Below are 12507 nucleotides of genomic sequence, written 5' to 3' on the forward strand. Positions count from 1 at the left end.
AAGAAGTTTGTAAAAGAGGGTACTTTATGCAGAAAGAGAAACAAATTTTAAGGAAACAGTACAAATTAATGGTTTTTTTACTAGTTTCTTTTTTAGTTATTTTTCCAAAAGGTGGTGTCAAAGTCGCCGGAATTCCTCTAACATGGGGGTACTTTCTCCTTGGATTAGTAAGTATTACAGGGTTATTGGGGTTATTATTAAAGAAAGTAAAAACATTTAATAAATACCATTTACTTACACTTTCGGCGACTTTGCCGTTTCAGGTTTCCGCGGTTTCGACGTTATTATTAAATGGTATTGGGGATATAGGAAGGTCTTTGTCTTTGATTATTTCTTTTGTTTTTATTCCGTGGATGTTCCTATTTGTTTTTAGTCATTATTTAGATAAAATGGATTTAACTTTTCTTCTTGATTTCTTGAGGAACGCGATTTTTTTGGTAGCTTTGTATGGGGTTTTCTTATTCTTTTATAAATTAGAGACTGGCAGGTTTATAGAAATCCCTTATTTGACTGTTAACGCGGACGATGTTGGAAATATGGAGAATAAATTTATTAACCGAGGTGGAATTTTTAAACTGATTTCCACTTATAATAATGGAAATATCTACGGGGTTTCCCTTCTAATGCTTTTTCCTTTGTACAATTTGCTTGAAAAAAGTAAGTTCAAAAAAATAATTGTGAATTTATCTTTTATTTTAACCCTTTCTAGAACAGTGTGGTTTGGTTTAATTATATACCACATTCTATACTCAATTTATATAAAAAGAATAAACATTAATAACTTTATTTCCACTTTATCGTTTATGTTAATCGTGTTCACTGGTATTTACTGGTCGTTGAAATTAATGGGATTTGAGTGGTCATTCGTATTTGATGAAAGGTTGGGTGGAAGAATCGAGCAATTCGATTATTTAGAGAATATTAGCTTTTTTCCATCCGAACCGTTTCTTGGAATAGCGGAGGTTGTGTATTTATCTGTAATTAGATTTTTTGGGATTTCAGGATTTTGTTTTTTTATGCTAGCGATGTGCTCCCCTTTAGTATTGCACTTTTTACGAAAAGTACCTTTCAATAGAACGCCATTTAAAAAAAGTCTGGCTTTAGGGTTAACACTTTATCTTATAGTTTCATTATCAGATGGCGCAATGCTTCTTATCCCTGTAATGGCGTTTTATTGGTTTATTGTAGCTTTGTTTTTGTCTAACAACCCAAGTTTTAAATATTATGAACAGCATCTTGATAGAAAAAAAAATAAGAATCATTTGAAGCATGTATTTTTATCATTAAGATAAAATGACGCTTTTAACTAAAAATTAGAAAACTTTGTGATGTAAGTAATAATTTTGCGAATATGAACATCAATTGAACGGGAAACGGTCGTTTATAAGAAGTCGGTCAACTCCGTTTGGACGGCTTCTTTTTCTTTGGAGGTGAATCTATGTACGTAAGAGACTTGGAGGGGAACGAATACCCAGCGCAAGCAACGTCAACAAAAGATTTAGAATTAAACGGAAACCAATCGCTTTCGGCAACGTTCATTTCAAACATAGTAAACGATCTTTTTATCGACAATATCGACCGCATGTGGGAAGTCGTTGATCACGACGGAGTTACTCATAAAATCATATACGCGAAAAAGCTAGGTAAAGGGAATCGTCTTACAGTCGAAGTTAAGGCGATTCCTTTATTTTTCGACAAATTCGATACAATGCGTATTTACACGGAATACAACGAACACATGACGGCACGCGAGTTTTTCTCGCTTGTTTTCGCCAATACCGGCTTTGATTTCGTTCTTGTCGATTCGTTTGCGGCTGTAGAATGGGAGGGTCTAGGTGGCGGAGAAACACGTCTGTCAATGTTTAAAAAAGGTCTCGAACGCTATAAATGCGAGTTTCGTATTGTCGGAAATACCGTCTATTTGGAATCACAAATCGGTCGTGACACGGGTTTTATGTACCGACACCGCCTGAACGCTTCAAATATCGTACAGGAAAACGACGCAAGCGAATTTTACACATATGCGAAAGGGTACGGCGACTATTCGGACGAGGATGGCTGGCAGTTGGCAAATTTGATTCGTGAATATACGTCTCCACTTGCGCAAATTCCCGGCATCGGTATCCGGGAAGCACCGCCGATTATGGACGGTCGCATTACGCAAGTCGAGACGATGGACGAACAACTTAAAACGCTTGTTGACGAATCGTTAAAAATTAGCGTTTCCGCCGATATTCACGACTTAAGACGGCAGGGTTATGCGTTGGCGCAGCCGGAATTGGGTGATCGCGTATTTTTGATCGATGAAAGAATCGGACTTGACACGGAAGTGCGTGTCGTTCAAATTTCGATCACAAAGGATTGGCAAGGCAACGTCATTGACTTAAAACTAACGTTCGGCACGCCGTCTATTACGAAACGTTATCAATCGAACATACAGACGGCAGTTGAACGTGTGAACGAAATAATGCAAGGGCGTACAAAGATACCGTTTTCCGTCCTCGACAATGCGGTCATTCAGGCGACGAAAGAGCTGCAAGGCGTAATGAGCGAATTGAAAGTGCCGCCAAATGGCGGGCTTATGGCGGTTGATAAAAACGACCCGAACAAAATTGTCGTGTTTAACGCAGCCGGAATCGGTATTTCTGACGATGGCGGACAGACGTTCCGAACAGCAATGACGGGTTCTGGAATCGTTGCGGACGTAATCACCGCCGGAACATTGCGAGGAATTACGGTAATATCTGATGACGGGCAGGGAAATTCAGTGACGATTGAATCCGGGTCATTGATTAGCAAAATTAACAATCGAGACATGGTTAAAATTTATGATTATGAGATTTATTTTTATGATCCGGGAAATGCATCGCCGTCTCCCGACTACGGAACAGTCGCAACGTTAAGTTCGTCTTGGAAAACTGATAATCCTAATATAAGAGGATTCGGTATTGTTGGATACAAGGATTACTTTTATATAGGGTCTGCGGAAACCGATACAAACGCTAAGAATTTTTTTGAAATCAATTTTTCCGAATCTAAGACTTATTTGTACGGCGAAGGTCGTGACGAGAAAACAATTGGTCGTCTCGACCTTTATTCTGTTAGGTCGGGAGCGTATAATTATCAAACATCTCAAATAACACTAGAAAATAATTATTATAACAATACTCGTTGGGGCGGTGTTTTCGTTTATACAGGTCGAGGCACAGAATCTCCGGGAGCGAATAAACGTTTCGGATTTGAAGTTTGGCAATATGACGGTAGTGGCGGTTTAAATCAACATCTCATAATAGACGGAGGAAGTAATGGGAAATCTTACACAGGTATTTATACTGACGAAGCGTGGCTTCCTAACCAATCATACCTAAAATATAAGGACGGATATTATTATAATGCGCTAGGAATCGCTATTGATTCTGATGTTATCAATAGAAGAGGTTCGTTGAATGGAAACGCCTTGTTGTTTGTTGATATTTGGGATTTTAATGTTGACCCAAATGAGCGGTATCAAACTGGGCGTTACAATATGAATAACGCTGAAAATGTCTTTGCTGTTTTTGTACAACCAATGGGGGGCAGTTCAGTTTTTTACAATGCAAGAGCATATAACATCTCTAATTCAGGATTTGATGTATATGTCGCGAAAAACGACGCTTCTGATACGCCGAGCGCAACGCAAATTCAGCTACAGATTATTATTATTTACGAACCTAAGGCATAGGAGGTGAATGACGTGAACGTCAAAGAACAAAAACCTGTTCCGATCGTCTTGGATGAAGAAAAACGACATAAACAAATTGAATCGCCAAAAAATTAAATGCGGAGAAAGAGGGATAAAGATGGAAAAAGCGAAGCATAACGCCGAATATATTATTTTTTCGTACCAAAACCAACTGGCAGAAGCAAGTATGAAAATTGCGGAAAGGGATTCGAAAATTACTGAATTATTTCAAGAAAACGAACAGATGAAGAAAGATTTGCAGGAAAGAGAAAAAGAAATTGCAGAACTAAAAAGAAAAGTGGAAGAGTTAGAGAAGAAAGGAGAATAAGCGTGGAAAACGTCATTAAATACGTTTCAGCCGGAATCGGAGCAGTTATCTCATTTGCGTTTGGGGGATGGAGCACATTGTTAAGTATCCTACTAGCGTTTGTCGTAATAGATTACGTATCAGGATTCGTTGCGGCGGGGATCGAAGGAAAATTGAACAGCAGCACTGGAATGAAAGGGATAGCCAAAAAAGTGGTGGTCTTTTTTGTTGTTGCTGTTGCCCACTTGATGGACGTTGCGTTAGGTTATGACGGCCATATTTTGCGTGATGCTACAATCTTTTTCTTTTTGGCAAACGAAGCGCTGTCTATCCTCGAAAACGCCGGTAGAATCGGTGTTCCGGTTCCGGGAGCGCTCAAAAAAGCTATCGACATTTTGAACGAAAAAAGCGAAGGAGAGGGTAAGTAATGGGTTATATCGTTGATTTATCGCATCATCAAGACCCGAAAAAGATCGACTACGACACTTTAGCGAAACAACTCGATTTTGCGATTATTCGCACGCAGTACGGTTACAAAACGGTTGACCGCGCATATAAAACACATCACGCTGAATTACGCAAACGGGGCGTACCAACCGCAGCTTACGCATGGGTACGTGGAGTTTCCGTGTCTGACATGGAAGTGGAAGCCACTGATTTTTATAACCGGACGAAGGATTTAAATCCGACATTTTGGTTTTTAGACGTTGAAGAAGAAAGCATGAAGGATATGCGTGGCGGCGTTAAAGCGTATGTGAAGAAGTTACGTCAACTCGGAGCGAAAAAGGTTGGCGTATATATTGCCCATCATTTGTACGAGAAATTCAACTTAGACATGAGCGACTTTGACGCCATTTGGATACCGAGATATGGAACGAATAACGGTAAACCGCAAACCAAACCGGACTTCCCGTGCGACATCTGGCAATATACAAGCGTTGGGCGACTTGATGGGTACAACGGAGATCTGGACTTGAATATGATTATTAGTGATAAAAAGCTGGAATATTTTACAGAGGGAACGAAAAGCGCAGCACCGGTAAAAAAAGTTAATTCTGCAAAAAGTAGTACTAAAAAGACAACATCATCAGTCTCAGTATATACAGTCAAAAAAGGCGACACACTATCGAAAATCGCTCATACGTACAAAACAACCGTCAGTGAACTCGCGAAAATAAATAAAATTAAGAACCCCGACCTTATTTTTGTCGGTCAGAAACTGAAAGTGCCGGGCAAACCGAAAGCAAATACAACTACCGCCGCCCGTTACCATGTCGTTCAAAAAGGCGACACACTATGGGAAATAGCGAAAAAATACGGCACAACGGTAGATAAGCTAGTAAATCTTAACAAAATCAAAAACCCTGATTTAGTGTACCCCGGTCAGAAAATACGAGTAAAATAACGAAAGCACGGTCATCAGACCGTGCTTAATCCTCTTCCCATTCTTCCGCACTTTCTTTGAAGCGATAGAACCATTCTACAAAGCTGATGTATTCTTCTCCGTCATCGATCCCAGCTCCTTCAATCCCGTCAAGATACAGTTCATAGATGCGATCAAACGGGGCATCATCAAGAAAATCAGCGATTTCTTCTTTTAGCACCGGATTCAATTCACTATCAATATAGTTTCGTACCCAATTCCAGTCTTTTTTGACCTGGATTTTGTCTTCATAATCGCTATACACTCTTTTCGCTTCACGCAACGTGATCAACCACGTTGCGCCACTTTTCCGGATTTCAGATTGTCTAAACTTACTGCGCCGGAGATCCCGTCGAACAGATCCTTCCGGCAGGGAAAACATTTCTTCTATTTCCGCAGGTGTGACAACATCGTATAAGAACATATTAAAACTCTCCTTTCAAGAATTTAATGTCAGCTGTGACAAAAACATCATTAACAGCGCGAGCAACACGAATATCAAAATTTTCAACTTCGTTTTCTATCGCTTTGAAGATTTCTCTTTTAACATTAGCGTTCCTTTTGGTAACGCTTTTGAATTTTTCAATCCATTCCCCAGCGTTGCTTTCGTTTTCGATGAAGTTATTAGTAATTTTTTTTGAGTTCTTCGATAGCTTTTTCTGCTCTTTCGAGCTTTCTTTCAGATAGTTCATTTTTGTTTTCTTCAAAAGATTTGTCCAAAACTGCAAAAACACTATCAATGTTTTCGACAACAACTTTGCGGATATCCTCCGCCCATTTCACCTGTTTTTCGGAGCCCGTCAATTTGATGGAACCTGTTTGATCTGCAGCGATTCTTTTCGCTTCTTTCCAAGCTAATTTAAGAGCCATTGCGAAATATTCTTTTACTTTACCGCCGAATTTTTTCACTCCCTCTTTAGCGATTTCCCAAGCTCTAACCATTACTTTTTTCATTTTCCATTCCCCTTTCTTGTTATTTGATTCGAATTCGTATCACTTTCTGATTTTATTATATGATGCGAATTCGTATCAGTCAATAGTTTTTTTTTAATTTTTTTGCATAAAAAATCCACTCATTCGAATTAATATCTACTCTATATTATTTGTTCGTTTCAAACACGCTTGAATATCGGTTAAAATTTCGGTATAATAACGACAGTAACCGCGTCTCGTATTTTTCGAGACCGAATTATAAAATATGTTAACACAAAGGTTCCCGTTTAAATCAACGTTTATATTTCGCAAAAGGTTTCCGGTACCACGTCCGTCGGGGGTTCGAGTCCCTCCGAGCGCGTCAAATAAGCTGAAAACGTTGATATGACGGGAAAGAGACACCGAAATTTTAGGCGAAATTTAAGACGCAGGTTGAACGGGAAAGACACCGTTCCATGAAAACGTCTCTAGAATTTTCATACTGTAAGCGTCGCCTCGTATGTGTCGGTACCGTGAACAACGCTAAACCTTCCGTAATTAAAAACGGGAGGTTTTTTTATTGCGTAAAAAACGAGGGATAGTAAAACGTCGCGAAACGGGCATTAAGTACGAAATTAGCAGGGAAAATCTTCATTATGAAAAAGCGCTTGATGAGATAATCCGTATTTTTGAAACGGAAAACTATCGAGATCGGACGATTAATGATTACCGCAGAAACTGGCGAGAATTTTTCAAAATAATCGGAAAGGAAAACGTTTTTGACGTAACACGAGAAGATTTTCGAAAATACATACGGCAACGCATGCAAATAGATGGACTGGCAGCCGGAACAGTCAATATCAGACTTGGCGGGGTAAAATCTATATTTTCGCGATTAGTTAAAGAGGGAATCTTGACGGAAAATCCAGGCAAAGACATCCCGAAACTAAGAACAGATGAAAAACCCATTTTTGGATTTTCTGACCAGCAATTGAAACGGCTATTTTCAATCATCGATAAAACAAGCGTTGCAGGTTACCGCGATTATGTTGCGATAATAACGATGCTATATTGCGGACTGTGAGCAAACGAGATTGAAAATTTAGAAATATCCGATATTGATTTTGATAACTCGGTTATTATGTTGCCCGGTTCCAAAAACAAGAATCGGAAAATAAGAGCCGTTCCAATGAATCGGTCTTACTACTGACCAAATTAGACGTTACATTAATACGTCATCTGTAACCGTGGATATTCTTTTCGGTGCTATTAAATCGATTTTTAGAAAGCTACATAAATACGGTATTATTTTGAAGAAAGTCTCGTCAAAAAAATGCCAAAATTAATAAGGATGAACAACGAATCTTTGTGCCTACAGACACGCAAGTAAAGAGGCTATGAAACGTAAAGATATAGGTATTTAGGTATTTACGGGATTTCGTGACTATGGTGCTATTAAACTAATGTTAGAGTGAGAACAAAGGGCAAACTAAGTTGAATAGTCAGAAATTTCAGATGTTTTTAGCTGACTGTATTATTATGTTACTGGGACCAAAAACAATAGCCGTAAAAGCCGGATTGTTCCAATGACTAAAGAAGTATGTAAACTACTTGATAGAAGAAATTCGAGGATACTTCGGTAACATTTCATATGTATCGTTAATCAATATAGTGAAAAGTTAAAAAGAAGGAAACATCAGAAAAATATTCAAACTAAAAGACGAATGTTGCGTAAGTCTTACACTGTTTAAGACATACATTTATCGTAACCTATTTGAAAAAGGTGACGATATTTGTTCGCTACAAATGATTCTTGATCACGCGGATATATCTACTGTGTAAATATACCTAGAATATACACCAAGCAATAATACGAAAAAAATAGTCGAAAAGTCATGGGATATGTTGAAAAATAGCAGATAAAAAAATATAATGAAGATGTCAAAATTTTGGAAAGTGAGGTAAATGTTAGTGAAAAAACGAAAATGGGGGTTTTTATTTTCAGTTTTCGCACTTAGCCTCGCGACTTTAGTCGGATGCGGAGGCGAAGAAGGTGCACAAAAAGTAGGAACATCGGAAGGGGCGCAAGAACAGAAAGAAGAAGCTAAACCGGAAATATTCAAAGTTGGCGATGTCGTTAAGTTAGGCGACTTACAATTAACTCTAAAAAGTGCTAAATACGTAGATGATGCCGAATATACGCCAGCAGAAAAAGGTAAAGTATTGGCGATAGAATTTGAAACGGTCAATAACGGAAAAGAGCAGTTATATTTTGGCGCGGAAGAGTTTGCAATCTCGACACAAGACGGAACACAACACGAAGAGTATTTCGGTCATGATGACGGCTTTATGAATGAAAATATTGGCGCAGGTAAGAAAATTACCGGTAAAATTTACTTCGATGTTCCTGAGGATTCAAAATACGAATTAGTCTACACACCATCATTCAGTTGGGACAACGAAAATATAACGTTTGAAATAACTCCTCAATAAGGCGGCGCATTTTGCGCCATCTTTTTTTTTTTGAGGAAGAAAATGTCGCGATTTCGTTTTCAATTTTAGTTAATGGAGGCTAGCATTATCAAACAGTTGTATGTTGACAAGCAATCGTTTCCCCTTTTATTACGGCAAAATAGTTGAAAAAAGAAAACTTTAGATAGTTAGTGAAATTTCAATGCACGGCTGGCAGAAACAAGGCCATCCGTTCTCCGTTTCCTTGACTGTAAATCTCAGAATCTTCCTCTTTTTACTGTGAAAATATTCCTGGTTGGCGGTATCAAAAAATATGAATTGGCAAGAACTATTTTCATTCATGGCTGTGGGCTGTAAATCCGAAAATTTGCTTGCACAAACTTCTATGCGTCATCTAATCATTCATCGCACTCGATAAGAACTATGCCAAAAAGGGTGAAAAAAGATGTAAAATAATAATATCTTGCAAGATTTATAGATCACGAAGGGTGTTGAAGAATGGAACGTATTTCAGTAGTTTCCATTTTAGACGTTATTGGTGAATTGTTTTCTGATGAAGTTTCGATTGCTGTTTCCAATACAAAGGAATATATCTATTACCGGCCGAGCAAACGGATTGATTTGAAAATCAGACCGGGAGACTTGGTGAGAAAAGGAACGATTGCGTATAAAGCTTTGCACACCAAACAAAAGGTTTCTGAGTTTATTAACCGCGATGTGTTTGGCGTTCCTTATCACGGGATGGCTGTACCGTTTTTTTGGGAAGGAAAGCTTGAGGGATGCGTCACTGCGATTTTTCCTGCTTTGACGGATGGAAAATCTGTTGTGACCGTCAAAACTGATGATGGATGGGTTCCTATTCCTTTTTCGAAAGTTGCGTATTTAGAAGCAAAAGATAAAAAGACCTATGTGTACACTGAAGGATGCTCAGGAACGCATAAATACTCTCTCCAGGAATTTGAATACTTGCTTCCAAAGGACTATTTTATTCGCTGTCATCGGGCTTTTATTGTGAATGTCAACCATATTAAGGAGATCTACCCTGATGCGCATTCAACTTTTTTGCTGTTGATGAATAACGGTGATAAAATTCCTGTCAGTCAGTCTTACTCCAGTTATTTTCGAAAATTGCTTGGATTTTAAAAAATCGTTCTGTTTTAGTATGGAAATTGAGTTGTTTATCTGAATTTTCGGTCACTTATCCCCAAAACCTTGCCCCATTAACTTTTATCGGTAAAATAAATTTTAAATTCATTAAAGGGGAGATGATGGGGAAATGGACAATAAATTGGAAAGGATTGAAGATTTGCGTTTGCGCGATCGAATAGTCACAGCTGATGAAGCCGCATCATGGATCAAAGACGGGATGACTTTAGGGTTAAGCGGATTTACACGCGCGGGTGATGCGAAAGCGGTTCCATATGCGTTGGTAAAACGTGCAGAGCGAGAATCGTTTAAAGTAAATGTGTATACAGGAGCCTCTTTAGGTTCTGATATCGATAAAATGTTCACTGAAGCTGGCATTTTAGGCAAGAGGCTTCCTTTTCAGGCAGATCCTACGATGAGAAAAGGAATCAATCGGGGAGAATTTTTATTTGTCGATCAGCATTTGTCCCATACTGCTGAATTAGTGCGCTCAAATGTTATGGATCCAATCGATTTTGCAATTTTGGAAGCGGTTTCTATTACAAGAGATGGAATGGTTATTCCGACAACCTCCATTGGAAACTCGTTGACATTTGCCCAGCACGCAAAATCGATCATTATAGAGATTAATATGGCACAGCCTGCAGACTTAGTAGGAATGCATGATTTGTATGAACCGGAGAAACAAGGGGAAAGAAAACCGATTCCGCTGACAAAATCGAATGATCGAATCGGTACGATCGGAATACCGATTGATATAGAGAAGGTAAAAGGAATTGTATTTACCAATCAGCTGGATTCTCCGTCGACAATTGTGCCTCCGGATGAAGAAACAGTCATTATGGCGCAGCATTTGATAGAGTTTTTGCGTAAAGAAATTAAAGCCGGCCGGTTAACGGAACGTTTGGCCCCGCTGCAGTCAGGCATCGGTTCCGTCGCCAATGCAGTTCTTCATGGCTTGCTGGATTCAGAATTTGAGGATTTAGAGGTGTATTCTGAAGTATTGCAGGATGCAGTCTTTGATTTGATAGATGCGGGCAAAGTCCGTTTTGCCTCTTGTTGTTCGATTACCCTTTCAGAGCCGAAAATGAAGGAGGTTTTCTCGAATTTTAAGAAATACCGCGACCGTTTAGTGCTGAGACCGCAGGAAATTTCCAACCATCCTGAAATTATTCGCCGGCTCGGTTTGATTTCCATTAACACAGCATTGGAAGTGGACATCTACGGCAATGTCAATTCAACCCACGTACTTGGAACGAAAATGATGAACGGCATTGGCGGATCAGGTGATTTTGCAAGAAATGCCCGCCTGGCGATTTTTGTGACAAAATCAATAGCGAAAGACGGAAACATATCAAGCATTGTTCCTTTTGTCTCCCATGTTGACCATACGGAGCATGACGTCGATGTCATCGTCACCGAGCAAGGGTATGCGGATCTCCGGGGCTTGGCGCCAAGAGAGCGTGTGGAACTGATTATCGAACGCTGCGCCCATCCGATGTATCGCGACCAGCTTCGTGAATATTATCAGGAAGCTCTTGCAAGAGGAGGGCATACACCACATGTTTTAGAAAAAGCTCTTTCATGGCATATAAATTTTACTAAAAACGGAACGATGCGTGAAGAGATTGCACATAGCGTTTAATCGGATGACAATTTATTCGTGCATTTTCTAGACATGCGAAGAGATCGGCACAGCTTGATCAAAGAAGGAATTTATCAACTAGAAATCAATTTTGTGGATATCACACAACAAATGTTTTCACCCCCCTTAGCGTTAAAAGCACTAAACGAATGGACTTATTAATTGATACTGTACTGAAAAATTTAATAAAACATAAATTCGAGTTGAAGGCAGAAAACGATTGTTTTTGCGAAAATCATCATACAGAACGGATAGTGAGCGCTTTGATCAACTGTTTTCTGAGAATAAGGACGGATTTGCAAGGGTTATTGATTACAGCGTCAACTGGTATCTAATGTTAATTGATCATTTTTCTGACGCAAATTGCTGTATCACCCGATAAACTTGATACTGAAGTCGATATTCCGGAAGTCGTCAATCTCGTGTTTTTTCAAGAAAGGACGTTCGACATCAAAGTTTTGGCAAATAATTCGGTTCAGAACACGCTTATATAAAGACTTACTAGGATTGGAGAAGTTAATACGCATTCACCTTTTTGGCAATTTTGGTAATTTTGAGTTTTTCTGCGAAAATCCAAAAGGAATGGAAGGAAATAGTTTAACGGAACGGTTGTTTAACATCGAAGTCGAAATCATTAAAGAACTTTAGCATTTGCAGCACCAAGAAGAAAAGTATATGGGTTAAAAACGGAGTTATGGAATAAAAGTTGAAAGAACCGTTTAAAAGTGCAGGAAGCATTATAGACTTGTTTAAAGACAACATGGATGATCGTGAGGAAAATGATCTGTATTCGATAATTTAACACAAAATTGTGAAGATATTGTCGGTGCTTAATGGAATACATCTATTATTTCTTTTACCTTCATTACAAAAGAGGCATC

Annotated in this window: 12 protein-coding genes; 9 read left to right on the plus strand and 3 right to left on the minus strand. The window is 38.9% G+C overall.

All coding sequences use genetic code 11. From position 1 onward, the window contains the following. Positions 1 to 26: 26 nt before the first annotated feature. From NSQ44_RS03860 to NSQ44_RS03880, 5 genes are all read left to right on the plus strand, one after another. The gene (locus tag NSQ44_RS03860; protein WP_340855106.1) at positions 27 to 1292 is read left to right on the plus strand and encodes a hypothetical protein; all 1266 of its coding nucleotides are present in this window, start codon (positions 27 to 29) and stop codon (positions 1290 to 1292) included. A gap of 146 nt (positions 1293 to 1438) precedes the next feature. Continuing rightward, positions 1439 to 3721: a phage tail protein gene (locus NSQ44_RS03865; RefSeq protein ID WP_340855108.1), complete on the plus strand. Its 2283-nt coding sequence runs from the start codon at positions 1439 to 1441 to the stop codon at positions 3719 to 3721. Between the two features lie 118 nt (positions 3722 to 3839). After that, positions 3840 to 4049, plus strand: a complete 210-nt coding sequence (locus NSQ44_RS03870; RefSeq protein ID WP_340855110.1) for a hypothetical protein — start codon at positions 3840 to 3842, stop codon at positions 4047 to 4049. A 2-nt stretch (positions 4050 to 4051) separates the two neighbouring features. Next, entirely contained in the window at positions 4052 to 4456 is a 405-nt protein-coding gene (locus tag NSQ44_RS03875) for a phage holin family protein (RefSeq protein WP_340855112.1), read from the plus strand. Further along, a complete protein-coding gene (locus tag NSQ44_RS03880) occupies positions 4456 to 5433 on the plus strand; it encodes a LysM peptidoglycan-binding domain-containing protein (protein WP_340855115.1) in 978 nt (325 codons plus the stop codon). Before NSQ44_RS03875 ends, NSQ44_RS03880 begins: the two co-directional genes overlap by 1 nt. 25 nt (positions 5434 to 5458) lie before the next feature. On the opposite strand, the gene NSQ44_RS03885 is transcribed toward NSQ44_RS03880, so the two are convergent. Genes NSQ44_RS03885 through NSQ44_RS03895 form a run of 3 tightly spaced genes read right to left on the minus strand, consistent with a single transcriptional unit; the run spans position 5459 to position 6405 of the window. Next, complete coding sequence (locus NSQ44_RS03885) at positions 5459 to 5875, minus strand: helix-turn-helix domain-containing protein (RefSeq protein WP_340855117.1); 417 nt, start codon at positions 5873 to 5875, stop codon at positions 5459 to 5461. Position 5876: 1 nt separating this feature from the next. After that, positions 5877 to 6143 carry a hypothetical protein gene (locus NSQ44_RS03890; protein WP_340858298.1) on the minus strand — a complete coding sequence of 89 codons (267 nt, stop codon included), beginning with the start codon at positions 6141 to 6143 and terminating at the stop codon, positions 5877 to 5879. Beyond that, positions 6076 to 6405, minus strand: coding sequence for a hypothetical protein (locus NSQ44_RS03895; protein ID WP_340855119.1), 330 nt, complete (start codon positions 6403 to 6405; stop codon positions 6076 to 6078). The genes NSQ44_RS03890 and NSQ44_RS03895 overlap by 68 nt, the downstream gene beginning before the upstream one ends. Positions 6406 to 6943: 538 nt before the next feature. Here NSQ44_RS03895 and NSQ44_RS03900 point away from each other — a divergent pair. The 4 genes from NSQ44_RS03900 to NSQ44_RS03915 all read left to right on the plus strand — a co-directional run bounded on the left by NSQ44_RS03900 (position 6944) and on the right by NSQ44_RS03915 (position 11626). After that, positions 6944 to 7447, plus strand: a complete 504-nt coding sequence (locus tag NSQ44_RS03900; RefSeq protein WP_340855121.1) for a tyrosine-type recombinase/integrase — start codon at positions 6944 to 6946, stop codon at positions 7445 to 7447. A gap of 887 nt (positions 7448 to 8334) precedes the next feature. Then, positions 8335 to 8856: a DUF4352 domain-containing protein gene (locus tag NSQ44_RS03905; protein ID WP_340807098.1), complete on the plus strand. Its 522-nt coding sequence runs from the start codon at positions 8335 to 8337 to the stop codon at positions 8854 to 8856. Between the two features lie 477 nt (positions 8857 to 9333). Further along, positions 9334 to 9978 carry a LytTR family DNA-binding domain-containing protein gene (locus tag NSQ44_RS03910; RefSeq protein ID WP_066249117.1) on the plus strand — a complete coding sequence of 215 codons (645 nt, stop codon included), beginning with the start codon at positions 9334 to 9336 and terminating at the stop codon, positions 9976 to 9978. A gap of 133 nt (positions 9979 to 10111) precedes the next feature. Then, positions 10112 to 11626, plus strand: a complete 1515-nt coding sequence (locus NSQ44_RS03915) for an acetyl-CoA hydrolase/transferase family protein (RefSeq protein ID WP_339211034.1) — start codon at positions 10112 to 10114, stop codon at positions 11624 to 11626. The last annotated feature ends 881 nt before the right edge of the window (positions 11627 to 12507 follow it).

It is taken from the genome of Aeribacillus sp. FSL M8-0254 (genome assembly GCF_038008845.1).
GTDB classification, from domain to species: domain Bacteria; phylum Bacillota; class Bacilli; order Bacillales; family Aeribacillaceae; genus Aeribacillus; species Aeribacillus composti.